General features: G+C 42.7%; 17 protein-coding genes. 6 read left to right on the plus strand and 11 right to left on the minus strand.

The annotated features are described in order from the left end of the window. Positions 1 to 121 precede the first annotated feature (121 nt). Positions 122 to 610 (minus strand): PCYCGC motif-containing (lipo)protein, encoded by a 489-nt coding sequence (locus NST31_RS05180; protein WP_339164312.1) that lies wholly within the window; start codon positions 608 to 610, stop codon positions 122 to 124. Positions 611 to 787: 177 nt separating this feature from the next. Between NST31_RS05180 and NST31_RS05185 the strand changes: the two genes are divergently transcribed. Together NST31_RS05185 and NST31_RS05190 are read left to right on the plus strand one after the other, a co-directional pair. Continuing rightward, positions 788 to 1,075 carry a hypothetical protein gene (locus NST31_RS05185; RefSeq protein ID WP_339164314.1) on the plus strand — a complete coding sequence of 96 codons (288 nt, stop codon included), beginning with the start codon at positions 788 to 790 and terminating at the stop codon, positions 1,073 to 1,075. 29 nt (positions 1,076 to 1,104) lie between these two features. Further along, positions 1,105 to 1,602 carry a GNAT family N-acetyltransferase gene (locus NST31_RS05190; protein WP_339164317.1) on the plus strand — a complete coding sequence of 166 codons (498 nt, stop codon included), beginning with the start codon at positions 1,105 to 1,107 and terminating at the stop codon, positions 1,600 to 1,602. 92 nt (positions 1,603 to 1,694) lie between these two features. Here the strand turns inward: NST31_RS05190 and NST31_RS05195 are convergent, their stop codons facing one another. The 6 genes from NST31_RS05195 to NST31_RS05220 all read right to left on the minus strand — a co-directional run bounded on the left by NST31_RS05195 (position 1,695) and on the right by NST31_RS05220 (position 7,199). Then, the gene (locus NST31_RS05195) at positions 1,695 to 2,609 is read right to left on the minus strand and encodes a diacylglycerol kinase (RefSeq protein ID WP_339164319.1); all 915 of its coding nucleotides are present in this window, start codon (positions 2,607 to 2,609) and stop codon (positions 1,695 to 1,697) included. 114 nt (positions 2,610 to 2,723) lie between these two features. Further along, positions 2,724 to 3,638: a hypothetical protein gene (locus NST31_RS05200; RefSeq protein ID WP_339164323.1), complete on the minus strand. Its 915-nt coding sequence runs from the start codon at positions 3,636 to 3,638 to the stop codon at positions 2,724 to 2,726. Beyond that, positions 3,635 to 4,720, minus strand: coding sequence for a hypothetical protein (locus tag NST31_RS05205; protein WP_339164326.1), 1,086 nt, complete (start codon positions 4,718 to 4,720; stop codon positions 3,635 to 3,637). Before NST31_RS05205 ends, NST31_RS05200 begins: the two co-directional genes overlap by 4 nt. Beyond that, a complete protein-coding gene (locus NST31_RS05210) occupies positions 4,713 to 5,165 on the minus strand; it encodes a hypothetical protein (protein WP_339164330.1) in 453 nt (150 codons plus the stop codon). Before NST31_RS05210 ends, NST31_RS05205 begins: the two co-directional genes overlap by 8 nt. After that, on the minus strand, positions 5,162 to 5,704 hold the full coding sequence (locus NST31_RS05215) for a sigma-70 family RNA polymerase sigma factor (protein ID WP_077110079.1): 543 nt from the start codon (positions 5,702 to 5,704) through the stop codon (positions 5,162 to 5,164). The genes NST31_RS05210 and NST31_RS05215 overlap by 4 nt, the downstream gene beginning before the upstream one ends. A 910-nt stretch (positions 5,705 to 6,614) precedes the next feature. After that, positions 6,615 to 7,199 (minus strand): YetF domain-containing protein, encoded by a 585-nt coding sequence (locus NST31_RS05220; RefSeq protein ID WP_339164333.1) that lies wholly within the window; start codon positions 7,197 to 7,199, stop codon positions 6,615 to 6,617. Between the two features lie 127 nt (positions 7,200 to 7,326). Here NST31_RS05220 and NST31_RS05225 point away from each other — a divergent pair, with 127 nt between their 5' ends. Together NST31_RS05225 and NST31_RS05230 are read left to right on the plus strand one after the other, a co-directional pair. After that, entirely contained in the window at positions 7,327 to 8,016 is a 690-nt protein-coding gene (locus tag NST31_RS05225; RefSeq protein ID WP_339164335.1) for an ABC transporter ATP-binding protein, read from the plus strand. After that, on the plus strand, positions 8,013 to 9,338 hold the full coding sequence (locus NST31_RS05230; protein WP_339164337.1) for an FtsX-like permease family protein: 1,326 nt from the start codon (positions 8,013 to 8,015) through the stop codon (positions 9,336 to 9,338). The genes NST31_RS05225 and NST31_RS05230 overlap by 4 nt, the downstream gene beginning before the upstream one ends. A gap of 71 nt (positions 9,339 to 9,409) precedes the next feature. On the opposite strand, the gene NST31_RS05235 is transcribed toward NST31_RS05230, so the two are convergent. From NST31_RS05235 to NST31_RS05245, 3 genes are read right to left on the minus strand one after another with little or no spacing between them, the layout of a single operon-like run. Further along, positions 9,410 to 10,909 carry a sodium:solute symporter family protein gene (locus NST31_RS05235; protein WP_339164340.1) on the minus strand — a complete coding sequence of 500 codons (1,500 nt, stop codon included), beginning with the start codon at positions 10,907 to 10,909 and terminating at the stop codon, positions 9,410 to 9,412. Next, entirely contained in the window at positions 10,906 to 11,124 is a 219-nt protein-coding gene (locus NST31_RS05240; protein WP_339164343.1) for a hypothetical protein, read from the minus strand. The genes NST31_RS05235 and NST31_RS05240 overlap by 4 nt, the downstream gene beginning before the upstream one ends. Beyond that, positions 11,124 to 12,236: a class II histone deacetylase gene (locus tag NST31_RS05245; RefSeq protein ID WP_339164345.1), complete on the minus strand. Its 1,113-nt coding sequence runs from the start codon at positions 12,234 to 12,236 to the stop codon at positions 11,124 to 11,126. The genes NST31_RS05240 and NST31_RS05245 overlap by 1 nt, the downstream gene beginning before the upstream one ends. A 219-nt stretch (positions 12,237 to 12,455) precedes the next feature. Between NST31_RS05245 and NST31_RS05250 the strand changes: the two genes are divergently transcribed. Then, entirely contained in the window at positions 12,456 to 13,691 is a 1,236-nt protein-coding gene (locus NST31_RS05250) for a sigma 54-interacting transcriptional regulator (RefSeq protein ID WP_339164348.1), read from the plus strand. Next, on the plus strand, positions 13,692 to 14,492 hold the full coding sequence (locus NST31_RS05255; RefSeq protein ID WP_339164352.1) for a carbon-nitrogen hydrolase family protein: 801 nt from the start codon (positions 13,692 to 13,694) through the stop codon (positions 14,490 to 14,492). Between the two features lie 73 nt (positions 14,493 to 14,565). Here NST31_RS05255 and NST31_RS05260 read toward each other — a convergent pair whose 3' ends face one another. Then, positions 14,566 to 18,420, minus strand: coding sequence for an SH3 domain-containing protein (locus tag NST31_RS05260; protein WP_339164355.1), 3,855 nt, complete (start codon positions 18,418 to 18,420; stop codon positions 14,566 to 14,568). Between the last annotated feature and the right edge of the window lie 46 nt (positions 18,421 to 18,466).

Here is an 18,466-nt window from a genome sequence, read left to right on the forward strand (position 1 = left end):
ACCTAAATGCCCGATTCGTTCAACTAACATTCAGTAGAAGCCCTACTGAATGAAGTTTCACTTTATTATTCTTTATTTCATCAGCTGATTTATTTGTGTCCCAGACTCCCGCATCTTTACATTATGCTTCTTCTGTCGGTGTTGGATCTGCATAACCTTCTTTATATTTTTGATCAATTTCAGAACGTATTTCCTTTATCGATTTTCCTTCCTGAAAATCCATCACCGCTTTTGCGGCAATTTCCAGGCAAACGATGCATTTTGTACCGTGATCATCCCATACGACTGCACCATCTTCCTTATTTTCATGAACAAAGCAATCATAATTGTCTTTATGCCCGACAGAATCTCCGCAGCCGCAATAACAAGGCATTTTCTCCAATAAATCTTTGTTAAGTGCCGCCGCTTTATAAATCGTTTGCATGTCTTCCGGCTTTTCTTTTAAAAACTCGGGAAGCACCGTTGTCCCGCTCGTTTCTTCACGAATATCCGCAGCAGCGACTTGTTGATCTTTATTTGAATCATCTTGTGGTTTTTCTTCCCCTGACTGTGAACAGGCTGCCAGCAACAGCATCCCAAACAACATCCCACTGATTATGATCTTTTTCATGAAAGCTTCCTTTCTTTTCAAATTCTTCAATGTATATTCTACTGTTGTTCATAGCCATTCTCAACATATGTCACATGACATTCTGTTTCTCCGCCGTTTTTACTACTGCAAAAAAGGGGAAACTGCGAGATTTCGTAAATTATGGTAAAATAGAACTGGTGAAATGGGGGAGTTAGTATGTCCAGCGGTTTATGGACTCTGATTTTAGCATTTATAATTATTGGAATGTTAACTGCTTGGGGGGTTACACAAACAAAAAGAAATATCCAAAAAGGGAAAAGATATACGACAGGTTCGATTTTATTTTTTGTAGGAGTAGCCTTGGGAATTGGATTTATTATTTTCGCCAGAAGTATGACCAATTTAGACTTGATTCTTTTCTGGCTCATTTTAGCTATGGGGTGTATGGCTGCAGCTTCGATCGCGCTTCTCATCGGGTTTTATTCCGAAAAAAGCGGTAAATAAAATTTGAATAGAAAGTAGGAATGACGCCTATGAACATCAGGCATATCCGCCTGGAGGACGCCGAGCAGTTTACTCATTTACTTGTAAGCATCGATTCTTCCAATATGATGTTGTTTGATCCTGGAGAAAGAAAAACGAGCATAGAACAGGAAGAGCAACGCATTGAAAAAATTCTTCTCCAAAGCAATTCTACAATCATTGTAGCCGAAGAAGAGGATAGACTGGTCGGTTATGTGATGGTCCTCGGCGGGACAACAACAAGAAACCAGCATTCTGCCCGTATTGTAACCGGAGTTGTAGAGGAACACCGGGGAAAAGGTGTTGCCGAAAAAATGTTGAAGGAGGCTTTCCGGTGGGCGAAAGAAGTTGGGGTGACCCGACTCGGCCTTACAGTGATAAAACACAATGAAAAGGCTTACGAACTATATAAAAAGCTTGGTTTTGAAGTTGAGGGCGAAAGGGTCCATTCACTGATGATCAACGGAAAGCCGATTGACGAACTATATTTATATAAACTATTATCGTAAACAAGAATGTGAATGTGATAGAAAGCAGCTCTTGCATTAAACCGTTTGGCGATTGCCACGGTAGGCAAAAGGAGCTGCTTTTCTATTTCCATTTACTCTGCCTTGTCTTCAGGTCTGATGTCATCAATGGGTACAAATACTTCCAAATGCCTGTACAAGTTGTTAAACTCGGCTGGCAAAAGTCCTCCATATTCTCCATCAATGTTTAATTGCATTTTTTCTTTCGACTTGACTTTGATATGGTTTGCTTTGGAATAAATTAAATTGGGATCGTTGATATGTTCTCCCCGGAGTGCGAGTGTTGCAATTCTGATAAACTCGGCCAGATTCGTTTTTTTCAAGATAAGCAATGTAAACAAGCCATCGTTAATGGAAGAGTCCGGCGCCAGTTTTTCAAACCCGCCAACGGAATTTGTCAGCGCGACCAGAAATAACATGATTTCCCCTTCAAACAGTTTCCCGTCATATTCGATGCTCACTTCTGAGGAACGAATAGATGGCAGCATTTCGATACCTTTTAAGTAATAGGCAAGCTGTCCAAGGACCGTTTTCAATTTGGCAGGTACTTCATACGTCAGTTCGGTCAGTCTTCCGCCTCCGGCAATATTGATAAAGTAACTGTCATTCATCTTGCCGATGTCAATTGGGATCGTATGGCCAGCCGTAATGATATCGACGGCGGCATCTATATCCCGGGGCATTTGCAAAGCACGGGCGAAGTCATTCGTTGTTCCCGTGGGGATCACACCCAATTTTGGACGGTAATCCTGCTCCGCAAGGCCGTTGACCACTTCATTGATCGTTCCATCCCCGCCCGCACAGATGACAACATCATACTTTCTTTCTACAGCTATACGTGCAGCTTTTTTCGCGTCGCCCGCACCAGTTGTCGCGTGGCAAGAAGTTTCATAGCCGGCCATTTCCAGTTTTTGAAGGACTTCGGCAATATGGCGTTTAAAGATTTCTCGCCCGGCTGTGGGATTATAAATTATTCGTGCTCTTTTCATGTACATCCATCCTTCATCAGCTAACAACCAAAAATTCCTGAAATGTATTGTAAGAAGATTTTTTCGAAAGATCTTTCCTCAACAATCATACCTTTTTTTCTCCAGAAAATCTACTTAGTGGACATTTACTGCATCAGCTCCGACGATTGTTAGCGTGTGTGCGCCATTTCCAATCGTCATAGTAGCTGAAAGAGGGCCATACTCTCCCCTATTTTCTCTTTCGTTGCTTTTATCTTGAACATTTTCCCAGTCCCCTTGTCCGAGATTGTGACTGTTTTCAACGGAAATATTCATGTTTGCCGATTTTTCCGCTTTCACTTCAACAACTCCTGCTCCCTCGATTTTCCAATCGTTTTCTATTTGCCGGGGGCTCGCTTTGATCATATGGTTTTTTGCATCCACTTCCAACTTCATTCCCGTTGGCACGAGTAATGTCGCTTCGGCGGTCAAATGTTCGGAAAACCGATGATACGGAAGCTCCTTCATTTTGATAAACAAGGTGTCGCCTTTTTTTTCAACGAGTGCGTAATCTGAAACTTCTTTTAATGAGGGCGAGGAAGTTTCACTTGCCTTTTCTTCTTCATACGTCCCAAATAGAGAAACGTGTTGCTCTTGGGTCCCTTCGATGTTAAGCGGGTAGGACCAGGAATCCACAACGATTCGCTTGACCCCCGCCAAGGAGGTTTCCTCATATTTCGGCAAGTTCTCCGTTCTCACTTCCGCCTTCATGACTTGCTCCGCCACCGCCAATATACCCGTTGAATGGGCAAGTACCATGGCGACACCTGCCGTTCCGATTAAACCGATAAAAATAATGCTAATAAAATCATATTGGACTGCAGCATTTTCCTTTTTCGCTATTCTCAAATAAAGGAGGATCTCAAGACCTAAAATGATAAGCAGCGTTGGCCACCAGGACAATAATACATATCCGGGATCCCACTGGAAAACCTGGGTTAATAAAAGGAACAAGCCCAATAATAATAGGGCGGCCCCCATGGAAAATGAGCCAACTCTCCACATTCTCATTTCGCATCCCCCTCTTTGGCTGTCGCGCTTGATTTTTTTCCCATTAATACCTTAATCCCGCCTCCGATCAAGATCAGGCATAGAATCGCCTGTTGGAGATAACCGTAGACAAAATCGTAAAAATTCGTATTTAGAAATTCTTCAAGTGCCGGCTCAGCTAACGGAATAAAAATGTTCATAACCAGGTAATAAAAACCCAAAACAATTAAACCTAAACCAAGCCATTTCTGGTGATTGGCCAGATATGATACGAGTGGCTCATCCTCTACTTCCCCGGTACCGTATAGAGAGGCTTTTTGCATGCTGTCAAAAAAGCTGTAAAACCAAATGATCGGAATGATAAAAAGGAAAAGACCCAGGCTTAACACATCCAATATATAGATGGAGAACAAAAAGGCCGCCATCAGTTGAATTCCGCGTTTTTGCAGGCCAAGATACAGGTGCCCCGCCCCTGGCATGATAGAAAGCAACGCAGCTACTGATTTGCTTTTTTTACCGCCCGCTCTCCGCTTTTCCAGGTCTTCCAAAACGGAGATGTCCTCAAGCGTTTCCCCTTTCTGTTTCCGTTCAAGCAATTGCATGATATCAAAAAATCCATAAACCCAAATGAGCGGAAGTGCTCCCAGGAAAATAAGAAATTGACTATATCCTGACATCATGGCCACGAAAAGCACCATAACAGCCAGCCCGATAAAGATGGCAAGCAGTGTTACTCCCCTGTAAACCAATCCTAGTTGAAAGTGGCCAAGCCCGGGAACGAAAGAGAGAATGATGGCAAAAAAACGTTCCGAATCTGGTGTCTTTTCCATCAATTGTCCGTCGGGTAGCACTTCGTTAGGATTGTATAGCTTTGAGGCGGTGATCGTCGTATCAATAAAATTGATGATATACATGATCAGCCCGCCAAAAGCAAATACAAGGAAAAAATCACTGTTAGTAACACCGGTCGCCACCACTGAAAGGACCGGAAAGCCAAATACGATAGCCGTATAAAAAAGCCCGCGTAATACTTTTCCGAGATACATGAGCCCCCCGCCCGGAAAGAAGGCGAGCAAAAATGCAATGATCGGATTTTTATTCATCTTTATTTTCCTCCTCAAGGGTGGTTTCAATTTTTTCAGTAATAGAATCAGTGTTTTGCAAAAAGCCATTCACGATGGAACGATCCTCATTGGCGGCAAAGGTACTGGCTATGTTCACCAATTGTGAGAATGCCCCGGTAGACATTAGTAAAAACGTCATGGCAGCAGCCACCCCGTAATGCATCAATGTTTGCTTCTTTATATTGCCGTCCGCTTTTTCCCGCGGTACTTCTTTCGGCTTTTCAATACGTTTCATCACCGAGTCAGAAAAGCTTGCTCCAACAGAATCAGCGAGAGAAGGATAATCCGCTTCCTCAACGGCTTTTACGTACAGCTCGAGGCAGTGGTCGCAACTGTATAGATGGTTTTCATATTGAACACGCAATTCTTCATCAAGTTCGTCTTTGGCATACTGGAGCCATTGCCCATACGTCTGGTGGTTCATGAAAAATCATCCTCCTTCCAGTGCTTTTTCATCCATTGCCTTGCCCTGTACAATCTTACTTCGACCGTTTTCAATTTTACATCCAGTTTTTCAGCCAGTTCTTCATAAGTCTGTTCTTTTATGTAAAAACCTTCCACAACGTCCCTGTAATTGTCAGGAAGTTCATTCAGTCTTTTGCGGATAAGCCGTTTCCTTTCACGTTGGATCACAAGTAGTTCAACACTTTCTCCAGGCGGGGCATGACTCTTTTCCTCATACTCAACATTCATTTCTTCATGTCTTCGCGTTTTCTTTCTTTTGATATCAATGGCATGATTGACAGCAATTCTTGTAACCCACGTTGTAAAACCTTGCTTCTCATATTGGGGGAGAGAAGTATAGATTTTAAGAAATACTTCTTGCGCGGCGTCTTCCGCATCTTTTTCATTGCGCAAAACGCCATATGCAGTATGAAAGACCAGATTCCGGTATTTCTCAACGAGTATCCGGAACGCATGGTCATTTCCGCTCTTGATTTTTTCAATGAGCTGATCATCCAACCCTTCTCTCCCCCCTCTCAAACGACGTCACCTATATAGACGCAGGGCACCGGGATTTCCCTACAGTATTATGTAAAATTTATTCAAGCCTTGATTATTGTATCATTATGCCGTCAATAGAGGAGCTTCATTCGAGTAAATCAGCGGTTCAAAAAGAAATTAGAGTGGGAATTTCAAAAAATGATGATAAGATTATTTGTACTATCCGCTTTTTTTCGAGATTATCTTCCTGTTTCCGGAATTTCTTTGAATTATATTTCAGAATATTTTTTACTTTACAATCGACAATTTACTTGTCTTTTTTGGAGTTTACTAGCGACTTTTTCCATTTACTATCAACTATTTCGATCTACTCACGACTTTAGGAAAATACGATCCACTTTTTCGATCTACTCACGACTTTTGAAAAATACGATCCACTTTTTCGATTTACTCACGTCTTTTGGAAAATACAAACCCTTTTTTGAGTTACTCGCCGATTCCAAGTCAAGACTTCCTAAGATTTACTAGAGGCTTTTGTACAAATTTAACAGGAAAATTTCTTTTGATCATCCCTGCTTTTTTAACAGCGATGAGCGGTGGCGGCCTTCTTATTAGAAAAAAACGCTCTCTTTTTTTAGCCGCGGAAGAGCGGAAGTGCGCTTATTGAAGCATTTCCGCTTGTTAGTTTTCTTCGACTAAGGTTGCCTTCTTTATGCGTTTTTTCTTTCCGGAATCCCTGACACCTTTATGTCGTGGAGCCATTGACCGCTATACCCGGCCGCATTCCTCACTGCCTTTGGATGCTTCTGGTTGAGATTTTTAAAAAACGAATCGACCTCTTACATTCATAGAGCAGGGATTTATTGTTGCAATAAGTTCTTTGACCAACTAAAAAATGCAGGGTGATTGACTGGCACCCTGCATTTTGTCACTGAAGATATTTGGGATTTTTCTTGTCATTGTCTTGAATTTCTTTAAATAGATTGTCGGTCTGTTGACCCGGTGCCAGGTCACTATGATTGCTTTGCAAATAAACCTCCATCCACTTTTTGAATTCGCCTGCGGTCAACGGTTTGGCATCGTCCATTAGCTCGTAGCCCAATTGACCATTCGGTTCAATTGTGGCTGTTTTTACATCTTCAATTTTTTCAATTCCACTCGTTCGGAGCCTCATTTCCAACTGGTCAACCGTCATCCGCAACTTTTTTAATTCAGCAACATTCAAAACCCCGTCTTGAATGACGATTCTGGACTTTCCCGTCAATAATTTTTCAAATCCATTTATTTTTACCTGCAAAAATTCTAACAGCAGCAATGTGACCACAAACGTTGCAATGACGACGAATGTATCTACCACACCTTTATCTGTGATCGGATGGACGAGAATAGTCCCGACCGCCAGCATGACAATCGTTTGGGGCAAGGTCATTTGGGCAATTGATTTTCTTCCGGATAACCGTAACAACAGGATTGCTGCTATCAGAATAGTGGCTGCTTGGAAAACGGCGTTCATGACATCATCTCCCTTAAACATTATCCTTTGCGGCAACTAGGGAAAATATTTACAAATATTTTTTGTAGTATTTCTTTCCTTTCGATCGTCTAATAGATAAATGCATCTTTCAAAGGACGGGATCACGATGATTGAAGTTAAAAATCTTTGTCATGCTTTTCGAGTGGGGAGAAAAGGGGCAACGCAAAAAATTCACGTACTGAAAGATTTATCCTTTTCAGTAAAAAAAGGTGAGCTGGTTGCCATTATGGGCAGAAGCGGTTCAGGCAAATCCACGTTGCTGAATATCATAAGCGGCTTCCTGAAACCAAATCGGGGCGAGGTGAAAATTGGAGGAACGTTCGTTACAAATTTGAATGAGTCTAGGTTTGCCGAGTTCCGTCTCCATCATATCGGGTTTATCTTCCAAAACTTTCAGTTGATCCCGAGCATGACCGCCTTTCAAAATATTGAACTCCCGCTTATTTTAAAAGGAATGCGGAAAGCCGAACGAAGTATGAAAGTGGATGAAGCATTGGAAAGGGTTGGCTTACTTACATACAAGTCTCACTATCCCAGTGAGTTATCGGGAGGCCAGCAGCAGCGTGTCAGTATCGCACGCGCGCTTGTTGTCAATCCCCCTCTGATCCTTGCCGATGAACCGACTGGAAGTTTGGACAGTGAAACGGAAGATAACTTGCTGATGTTTATGAAAGAACTGAATAATGAACTTGGTATTACTTTTTTAGTCATCACCCATGATAAAAAGGTGGCGCAAATGGGAAGTCGGATTCTCGAAATGGCGGATGGCAAAATGATGGAGGGTGTTCTTCCATGAGTTTGAAAGATCAATTCCGATTTGTTAAACAAAATATGAAAAAGAATAAGAGACAGATGTTCATGACGATTGTAGCAACAGCGATTGGGTGTGCATTTTTGATTGTCCTGGCGTCTGTAGGCTTTGGACTTCATAAAGCTATAATAAAAGAAATGCTGGAAGGCCGGCTTGTGACGGAAATTGATGTCAATGGAAAAGAAAATGAAGCGGGAAGCATTGATCAATTGACGGACAGGCATATTGAATATTTCGAAGCGCTGGAAAATGTGAAAGTTGTGACACGCAGGCAAAATTTACAGCAGACTCCCTCTTTTACAATTGGAGAATTCACTGCTTCTGCCGAAGCTTTCGTCCCCCACTTTCCTTCAGAACTAAAAGCAGGGTTCAAACTCTCTGAAGGAAGGCTTCCGGCAAAAGACAATGAAATTGTCGTTAGCCACACCTTTTCAAAAGACTTGTCACACAAGGCTCCAGATGGTGTCGCCCCTTATCATAAAGACGGGACTTTAAAGAACGAGCTTGCCTTTAAAGACGGTGTAGTTGGGAAAACGGTGGACATGGAAGTGCTCAAAATCAATGATGGGAAAGAAACGAAAGCGTCATTTCCCCTTACGATTGTCGGGGTTGCCGAAAAGCCCGCAAAAGACTGGCTAAGCATCTCGAATGTGTATATTTCTGAAACCATCTTACAAGAGGTTGAAAAATTCACCGGAACTCCTCGCGGCAATCCAGAAAAAAATAGTGCAAAAGAAAAAACGTATGACAGTGTAAAAATTTACGCGCAAAACGCGCAAGCGGTGTCCGATATTATTGAAAAGCTGGATGCCGACAACTATATCACCTACTCCATCCATGATGAAATGAAGCAAGTGAACAAGCTATTTATGATTATAAAAACAGGATTACTCTTTATTGGCACAATCGCAATCATTATTGCTTCTATTGGAATTTATAACACGATGACGATGGCGGTAACAGAACGGGCGCCGGACATTGGGATTATGAAAGCGATCGGGGCCAAGCCAAAAACAATAAAAAGTATTTTTTTATTGGAAAGCAGTTATATCGGCTTCCTAGGTGCCGTAATCGGATCAGTTGTTGCTTACGGAATCAGTTCTCTCGTTAACTTTTCTTTTCCCCTCGTTTTTGAACATGTTTTTGATGAGGCTTTTCCCGAAGGACTTCTGTTCTCCTATATTCCCTGGACATTAACCATCAGCAGTATGGCAATCTGCTTCATTGTCACCATTTTTTCCGGCTGGAGACCGGCGCAGCGCGCCACAAAAATAGATGTATTAAGAGCCATTCGAAGAGAAGTGTAATGGAAAATCCTGAAGGGATTCCCCTCTCCTTCAGGATGTTTTTCACAAACAGGATTCTTTTACCCCTGGTTCTACAATGCTTTAAGAGTCGTTTCTTCTATCTCACTTTTTTGTTTGGCGTTTTCTGAATAGGAGTGCAACGTGTTAAATAACTCTTCTACATGCGCTTGCTTTTTCGTTAAAAGAGAGACGGCCACATACAAAATGAGATTGTATAACAATCCAATGCTTCCAGGTGACCAGCTTCCTGCCCAATCCGTTAACCACGGAAACACACCTGCCGTTAAAACAACAATCATGCCTGTTATGGTACCAGTGAACGCTCCGTAAACATTTCCCCTCTTCCAGAAGAGACCGAGAACCAACGGAATCGCTACTTGAACGATGCAATCATACACATAAAGAATAATGGAAACTAAGCGTCCTATTTCCATTGTGGCTATTCCAATGGCAATGAGTCCAACCAACAAGGTAGCGATTTTCGAAACAGTAAGTGTCTTCTGCCTTGACAGATTAAGCGGGGCCAATATATTCTTCCCAATCATTACGGCCGCAGTAATCGTGGCGGCACTGATTGTCGACATACTGGCGGCCAAGGCAAAGACTCCCATTAACCCCAATGATATAGGTCCTCCAAACTGATCCGCTATCCAAAATGCGCCTGCTTGCGCATCATCCGGAAAACCGTCAATCAATCGTGAACCAAGTCCCAGCCATAGTAATAGGATCGTAAATAGAGCGCCGATTAAAGGAACAACCAAAACCGCTTTCTTTGATTCCGTCACATTTTTCGCCATATACATGCGGATGAATACTCCCGGCATCATCATCCCGCCCAAAGCCCCGACAATAATGGCTGAACTCCATGAACCATATCCAACACGATCCGAAATAACGAGTAATTCTGGAGCGGTGGCAGCTAGTTCTTTAAACATGGGCAAAATTCCGCCGTAAGCTTGAACAATCAAATATAGCACCAGTACTGTTCCAACAATCGTGAAAAATACACCTTGCACAAGAGCGCCTACAGCACTCGCACGCGCGCCGCCAATCCAACAGTACACAACAACAAACAAGCTTACTAATACGAGTCCCACATTAAACGAAATCGTTCCATATGTTGCGGCAGAGATCAGATAGCCAATTGTTTTTATTTCTACAATTAACCATGGGCTCCAAAACAGGAAGGTTGTTATAGCGATAAAAGTGCCAAACTTTTTACTTCTATACCTGAGTGCCGCCAAATCAGCATTCGTTTCAAGTTGGTATTCCTTCCCCCAAATCCAAACCGGACGCACAATGGCAAACATTACAACCATTGAACCTAAGGAATAAAGAGCTAAATATTGCGCAAATAAACCGAGATTGGCCGAGTCAGCAAACCAACCGGTATACATCGCTCCAACATACCAGGCCCCGATAAAACCAAACATGCTTAAATACCACGGAAAGGATCGTCCGCCAACGGCGAATTCTTCAAGCGTATCTTGTTTCCTATGAGCAAGTTTGATGATAACTGCATTCAGAATGAAGAACCCGATAATAACACTGATGGCGATAAATGCATTCATTCAAGTTCTCCTCTCTTTTCTTCAACTTTGTACCATATTATCAACATGGTGGAAACTGCCAGAACAACAAATAGAATCCAGAATTGGACAAACGGAAGGCCCATTACCCACGGATCGATTCGGTTAAAAAATTCAAAAAAAGGCGGAAAAATAATGCTGCTTAAAATGCCCCAAATAGCACAGAAAAAAATAAGTGTTACTGTTCCTCTTTTCACTAGACGATCCTCTCCTTGAATATAGTTGGAAATGTTCTTTTCACTTCATCAATGATAGGATCAATATCGGGCTTGAAATCAGCAAAAGGAAGTAATTTCTCAATATCTGCCTCCCATTGATAGCTTTCGTTTAATAGACCTTCAATCACTCCAAAAGTGGCAAGGGGAAAATACGGCAAACTATATCCTCCCTCTTGGATAACAACCAATCTACTTTCGCAGTGTACGGCGGCCAAGTCCCTTACTTTTGCCATCATCTTTCTAAATCCTTCTCTTGTCACGGTCATTCTGGATAATGGATCATACATATTGGCATCCTGTCCCGCAGATACAAAAATCAACTGAGGCTGATACACATTCACTGCCGGCACAACGATTTCTTCTATGACTTTTACATATTCAACATCTCCACATCCTGGAACAAGTGGAATATTGATATTACATCCTTCTCCTTCCAACTCTCCGGTTTCATATATTTCTCCCCCTTGTAAAGGGTAATTTTTGTCTTGATGGATAGAAACAAATAATACGCTGGGATCGTCATAAAAAATATCTTGGGTGCCATTGCCATGATGTACATCCCAATCAAGAATCATGATCCGTTCCAAGCCAAACTTTTCTTTGGCATATTCTGCCGCAATGGCAACATTGTTAAACAAGCAAAATCCCATCGGACTGTTTCTTGTTGCATGATGACCTGGTGGTCTTATTAGTGCATAGGATTGTTTGACATCCTTTTCTTCAAAAACGACATCCACTGCTTTTTTGGCGCCCCCGGCAGATAATAATGCAATTTCATACGACCCAGGTGCGGATACCGCCGCTTCGCCCACTGCAGTATTGGTTTTGTTTTTGCTTGCCCCTTTCACTTTCTCTATCATTTGTTTTGAGTGTACTTTCAACAAATCTTCTTCTGCGGCAAGCTCGGGAGTGTACTCGGTCAATTTGTCTATAAACCCGGTTTTCTCTAGTAATTCATAAACAAGCTTTATCCTGTAAGGGTTTTCAAAAGCAAGGCCAGATGTCATCTCCACGTCTTTGTCAATAGCATATACTTGTTTGCCTATGTCATGATCTATATACCTCTCATCCCAAATAATCGCTGTTTTCATTTGCAAGTCCTCCTTGATCGTATTACATCTTTGAATGGATGTTATATAGATATATTGCAAAATGTATGCCAATTTAAAAAGTATTGATTTATCAACCTATTGACATTATAATGATGAAAAAATGCATTATAGTAGTTATATTTTGATGAAATCGTTGCTACATCGTCATGCGAAAAAGCATTTTAATGTTATTTTGCATTCCCATAAGGAGGTATGATCATGGATCTTTCAAATAGTTCATGGAAACTGTTTGAAGTGAATGAAAACCTCTCTCATCATACCCTTCACTCATTTCCCAAAAAGTTCGGTAATAAAGACCTGAGGGCAAGAATTTATAAAGCATCCGGTCACTATTTTTCACTTATGGAAAATGAATCGGCAAGAATCATTTGGATAGATGAATACCCATTTCTCTTATTTAAAAAAGAAAACCGTACCTATTTGGGTGTTCCTAATGCAAGCATTGCCGAAGGTATGTCAGGGGAAGTTTGGAAGGCAAACGGAAAAAAGCTGACTTTTCAATCTGAAAAAATGAAAGCGGTTATGGAACTTGTCAGAAAAGTGTCTTTTGTGGATTCGACAGTACTCATTCTTGGTAAAACAGGTGTTGGGAAAAGCCATATTGCCAAACTGATTCATCAATATAGTCATCGTTCTCATAAACAGTTTGCCATGGTGAATTGCAGTACCATTCCTGAATCATTGATCGAGGCCGAACTATTTGGATATAGCGCGGGAAGCTTTACAGGCGGCCACAAAGATGGGAAGCAAGGAATTTTTCAATCCGTGTCGGGGGGAACTATTTTTTTAGACGAAATAGGAGAAATCCCTTTTCATCTCCAAGCCAAAATGTTGGAGGTGATTCAAGAAAATCAAATCAGACCTATCGGCTCTGCCGAATCCATACCTGTTGATGTCCGAATAATCGCCGCCACTAATCAAAATCTAGAAGAAATGGTCGAAAAAAAGTTGTTTCGTGAAGACCTTTATTATCGTTTAAATGTGGTGCCCATTCACATTCCTCCATTATCTGAAAGAAAGGAAGATTTGGAGGTTCTTATTACGTATTTTTTAGAATTATTTCATAAGAAATATGGAGTGCCAAAGATGTTAACCCCGGAAGCGATCAATGTTTTTTATCAATACAATTGGCCCGGTAATGTCAGAGAACTGGAAAATTTGATCGAGCGACTTTTTATAACAGTGGAAGAGGATATTATTTCATTAAAGGATTTGCCTGAAAAAATGTCCAGTGTAAGCATAGAATTTCAAGCTGAAGCTCATGTGCCGCCTTTCAAACCATTGAAAGAGGCGAAAAGACAATATGAAAAGGAACTCATAGCGAAAGCATATAATATCTATCAAAACACATATAAGGTAGCAGAAGTATTGCAAGTAAATCAATCTACGATTGCAAGAAAAGTGAAGGAGTTACGGGAGAAAGGGGAGCTATAATTGCTGACAATAGCCCTGGCACAGTTAAAAAGTTCGTTCATGAACAAACAAGAGAATCTGGAGAAAGCTATTTCGGTGATGAAACAATGTAAACAAAAAGCCGTTGATCTAATCGTATTTCCCGAAATGTTTCTAACCGGTTATGCCCTTAAGGAAAGAGCGACGGAGATGGCAGAGCCTTTAAACGGACCAAGTCTGAGCGGGCTATGTCAAGCAGCCAGAGAAAATGAAATCGGTATTGTAATTGGGTTTCCCGAAAAAAAAGATACCCAATATTTTAATGCAGCAGCTTTTATCCAAAAGAATGGAGAGGTACAAGGAGTATATAGGAAAGTTCATTTATTCGAATGGGAGAAAGATATTTTTACGGCGGGGAATGAAGGCCCCTTGTTTACCATGGAGGATGGAAAAATCGCATTAATGATGACTTTTGATGCGGGATTCCCTGAAATGTCACGCATATATGCCTTAAATGGAGCTGAAATGATCGTCGTGTTGTCAGCGCATGTTGTTCCTTATCAAATCTATCACAAAATTATGATGAGAGCCCGGGCATTGGAGAATCAGCTTTTTCTGGCAGTCGTCAATAAGGTTGGCCTGGAAGAACAATCTGTTTATTTTGGTGAAAGTGCCATTATTTCACCATATGGTGACTACTTAAATAAAACGGATCATCAAGAAAAAGTGATTATAGAAAGCATTGATCTATCATTGGTTTACAAGACGAGAGAGAGTTTGTCCATGAAATATCTTGAAAATAGAAACGTGAATTATTTTAAGAAGAGCAGGTTGTGTAAATGAAAGCAGCAAAGCAATAGAAGGAAAACACTCACCGTCAGTTTGAGGTGAGTGTCTTTTCCAAGTAGAAATGAAACTACATTTTTTTATAGACCGGAATATCATAAATGAGTTTATAAGAGCCTAGTAGACTATATAAATTATGAATTTGATTAATTTGTTTTACTGCCCAACCGATATCCGTTGCATATTGATGGGAGGCTCTTCCATTTGCAGCTGATGCCGCCGGGTTCCATCTCATTTTATATATGGTATTCTGGCCTTTGCCAATATAACCTTGTGCAATGAATTTTGCCCCGCCAATAATCGCATCTTCAGGTGTGAACCAGCCCGCATTATAGGCAAATTGAGCACCTTTTGCCACTGCGTCTCCATCTTTTGCACCGATGCCGTACATATTATAGACCGTTCTTCCATTTACTTTGACACCATTTGCCAACCTGGAAGAGCCGTTGCCTGTTTCCAACAATGCATGGGAAATTAAATATAGTTCGTTAACTCCGTATAACTGTCCTGCTCTTATGAAAGCAGCAGCTTTTCCACTTAATATTCCTTTTCTGTAAAGAATATTTTGATTTACTTCTGTCGCTTGAATATGTGTAGGTTTGGATAAATTGATAAACTGCAGCGACTTGACCGGATCATTCACAAAGTTGTTTGGGTCCACATAATATCTTACATCATCTGGACTTGCATTCACCCAAGTCTTATTATATTGTACCTGATACCATGTATGACCGTCTGTACCTTTTATAGAAGAAATGATTTTTAAACGAGTGCCCCTTTGAACTTGTCCTACTGTCCAAAAGTTTGTTCCGGCTCCGCCCCTTACGTTCCAGTTGCTTCCTTGAACAATTCCTGATGAACGAGAATCCATTTTTAATGCATCTGCCCGTATGTATGTTTGATATTTCTTGTCGGTCTGCGGCTTTGCCGCCATTTGAATCTTGACCATTTCATCTAACGTCAGATCATAATTGCTATACATTGTGGATCCTTTACCATTCTCTTGTGGTGTATCCAATTTGGCGGATAAATATTGTGAGCTCACATAACCGGTTTTTCCGTTCACCGATACTTTGGCCCAGCCATCTTTTTCAGAAAGAAAATTAACGACAGTACCATTGGCCAGTTTTGCAATAACCGAGGCACTTAGTGATGGCGATGACCGCAAATTTAAATTTGATCCTGCATTTATGTTTACATATTTGACCTGTCCTCCGGGAGCATTGTTATCTTGCCCACCGCCTGTAGCAGGAGGTGTAGCCGCGAGATATTTTGACTGGACATATCCATCCTTGCCATAGGCGCGAATTTTGGCCCATCCATTTTCTTCTGAGTATACAAGCACTGGAACTCCCGAGGCTATGTTTACCATGACTGATGCCTGTGATGAAGGTTTCGTGTGCATGCTTATTCCAGAAATAGATGCATGATTGACATATTTCGTTATCGTTTTTCCTGGGGCCGAAGGACTCGGAGTTGGCGCTGTTGGCGCACCCGACTGGCTTGACAAGTATTGACTGCTTACATAGCCGGTCTTGCCGTTTGCCGTTACTTTTGCCCAGCCGTTGGATTCCGATAGCACTGATACTTGGGTCCCTCTTGACAATTTGCCGATAACTGATCCACGCGTTGACGCTGTGCTCCTGAGATTCAGATTGGAGCCTGGATTTACCGACACATATTTCGTTATCGTTTTTCCTGGGGCCGAAGGACTCGGAGTGGCCGAACCCGACTGGCTTGACAAGTATTGACTGCTTACATAGCCGGTCTTACCGTTTGCTGTCACTTTTGCCCAACCGTTGGATTCTGATAGCACTGATACTTGGGTCCCTCTGGACAATTTGCCGATAACTGACCCACGCGTTGACGCTGTGCTCCGCAGGTTCAGGTTAGAGCCGGCATTTACCGACACATATTTCGTTATCGTTTTTCCTGGGGCCGAAGGACTCGGAGTGGCCGAACCCGACTGGCTTGACAAGTATTGACTGCTTACATAGCCGGTCCTGCCGTTTGCCGTTACTTTTGCCCAACCGTTGGATTCCGAGATCACTGACACTTGGGTCCCTCTGGACAATTTGCCGATAACTGATCCACGCGTTGACGCTGTGCTCCTGAGATTCAAATTGGAGCCGGCATTTACCGACACATATTTCGTTATCGTTTTGCCTGGGGCAGAAGGACTCGGAGTGGCCGAACCCGACTGGCTTGACAAGTATTGACTGCTTACATAGCCGGTCCTGCCGTTTGCTGTCACTTTTGCCCAACCGTTGGATTCCGAGATCACTGACACTTGGGTCCCTCTGGACAATTTGCCGATAACTGATCCACGCGTTGACGCTGTGCTCCTGAGATTCAGATTGGAGCCTGGATTTACCGACACATATTTCGTTGTCGTTTTGCCTGGGGCAGAAGGACTCGGAGTGGCCGAACCCGACTGGCTCGACAAGTACTGACTGCTTACATAGCCTGTCTTACCGTTTGCTGTCACTTTTGCCCAACCGTTGGATTCTGATAGCACTGATACTTGGGTCCCTCTGGACAATTTGCCGATAACCGATCCACGCGTTGACGCTGTGCTCCGCAGGTTCAGATTGGAGCCGGCGTTTACCGACACATATTTCGTTGTCGTTTTGCCTGGGGCCGAAGGACTCGGAGTGGCCGAACCCGACTGGCTCGACAAGTACTGACTGCTTACATAGCCGGTCTTGCCATTCGCCGTCACTTTTGCCCAACCGTTGGATTCTGATAGCACTGATACTTGGGTTCCTCTGGACAATTTGCCGATAACTGATCCACGCGTTGACGCTGTGCTCCTGAGATTCAGATTGGAGCCGGCATTTACCGACACATATTTCGTTATCGTTTTTCCTGGGGCCGAAGGACTCGGAGTGGCCGAACCCGACTGGCTTGACAAGTATTGACTGCTTACATAGCCTGTCTTACCGTTTGCTGTCACTTTTGCCCAACCGTTGGATTCTGATAGCACTGATACTTGGGTTCCTCTGGACAATTTGCCGATAACCGATCCACGCGTTGACGCTGTGCTCCGCAGGTTCAGATTGGAGCCGGCATTTACCGACACATATTTCGTTGTCGTTTTGCCTGGTGCAGAAGGACTCGGAGTGGCCGAACCCGACTGGCTTGATAAGTACTGACTGCTTACATAGCCGGTCTTACCATTCGCCGTCACTTTTGCCCAGCCGTTGGATTCTGATAGCACTGATACTTGGGTACCTCTGGACAATTTGCCGATAACCGATCCACGCGTTGACGCTGTGCTCCGCAGGTTCAGATTGGAGCCGGCGTTTACCGACACATATTTCGTTGTCGTTTTGCCTGGGGCAGAAGGACTCGGTTTAGGCGCTGGTGGTGTGCTCGACTGGCTTGACAAGTACTGACTGCTTACATAGCCGGTCTTACCATTCGCCGTCACTTTTGCCCAGCCGTTGGATTCTGATAACACCGAGACTTTTGTACCATTGGACACCCTGCCAATGACTGACCCGCTCGTCGATGGCGTGCTCCTGAGATTCAAATTGGAGCCAGGATTTACCGACACATATTTCGTTGTCGTTTTTCCTGGAGCAGAAGGACTCGGTTTAGGCGCTGGTGGTGTGCTTGACTGGCTTGACAAGTACTGACTGCTTACATAGCCGGTCTTACCATTCGCCGTCACTTTTGCCCAGCCGTTGGATTCTGATAACACTGAGACTTTTGTACCTCTGGACAGACGGGCGATGACCGATCCGCTCGTCGATGGCGTGCTCCTAAGATTGAGTACAGAGCCGGAATTCACAGAGACAATTTTGCTCTCATTTTGAGACTTTAAAACACTTGATGGTTCTGCAGCCTGAACGGCCTCTTGAAACGCGGTTGTCGATAGGGCTGCAAAACACAAACCGGGAATAATCAGCTTTTTTTTCATTTTTTCACTCCCTTTTTTAGGAACTCATACTTTCATCCTACCATAA

It is taken from the genome of Siminovitchia sp. FSL W7-1587 (assembly GCF_037963795.1).
In the GTDB taxonomy this organism is placed as follows: Bacteria; Bacillota; Bacilli; order Bacillales; family Bacillaceae_C; genus Siminovitchia; species Siminovitchia thermophila.

Coding starts and splice junctions, on each gene's coding strand:
- NST31_RS05180 (WP_339164312.1), bottom strand. CDS start 610: ATGAAAAAGATCATAATCAGTGGGATGTTGTTTGGGATGCTGTTGCTG.
- NST31_RS05185 (WP_339164314.1), top strand. CDS start 788: ATGTCCAGCGGTTTATGGACTCTGATTTTAGCATTTATAATTATTGGA.
- NST31_RS05190 (WP_339164317.1), top strand. CDS start 1,105: ATGAACATCAGGCATATCCGCCTGGAGGACGCCGAGCAGTTTACTCAT.
- NST31_RS05195 (WP_339164319.1), bottom strand. CDS start 2,609: ATGAAAAGAGCACGAATAATTTATAATCCCACAGCCGGGCGAGAAATC.
- NST31_RS05200 (WP_339164323.1), bottom strand. CDS start 3,638: ATGAGAATGTGGAGAGTTGGCTCATTTTCCATGGGGGCCGCCCTATTA.
- NST31_RS05205 (WP_339164326.1), bottom strand. CDS start 4,720: ATGAATAAAAATCCGATCATTGCATTTTTGCTCGCCTTCTTTCCGGGC.
- NST31_RS05210 (WP_339164330.1), bottom strand. CDS start 5,165: ATGAACCACCAGACGTATGGGCAATGGCTCCAGTATGCCAAAGACGAA.
- NST31_RS05220 (WP_339164333.1), bottom strand. CDS start 7,199: ATGAACGCCGTTTTCCAAGCAGCCACTATTCTGATAGCAGCAATCCTG.
- NST31_RS05225 (WP_339164335.1), top strand. CDS start 7,327: ATGATTGAAGTTAAAAATCTTTGTCATGCTTTTCGAGTGGGGAGAAAA.
- NST31_RS05230 (WP_339164337.1), top strand. CDS start 8,013: ATGAGTTTGAAAGATCAATTCCGATTTGTTAAACAAAATATGAAAAAG.
- NST31_RS05235 (WP_339164340.1), bottom strand. CDS start 10,909: ATGAATGCATTTATCGCCATCAGTGTTATTATCGGGTTCTTCATTCTG.
- NST31_RS05245 (WP_339164345.1), bottom strand. CDS start 12,236: ATGAAAACAGCGATTATTTGGGATGAGAGGTATATAGATCATGACATA.
- NST31_RS05250 (WP_339164348.1), top strand. CDS start 12,456: ATGGATCTTTCAAATAGTTCATGGAAACTGTTTGAAGTGAATGAAAAC.
- NST31_RS05260 (WP_339164355.1), bottom strand. CDS start 18,420: ATGAAAAAAAAGCTGATTATTCCCGGTTTGTGTTTTGCAGCCCTATCG.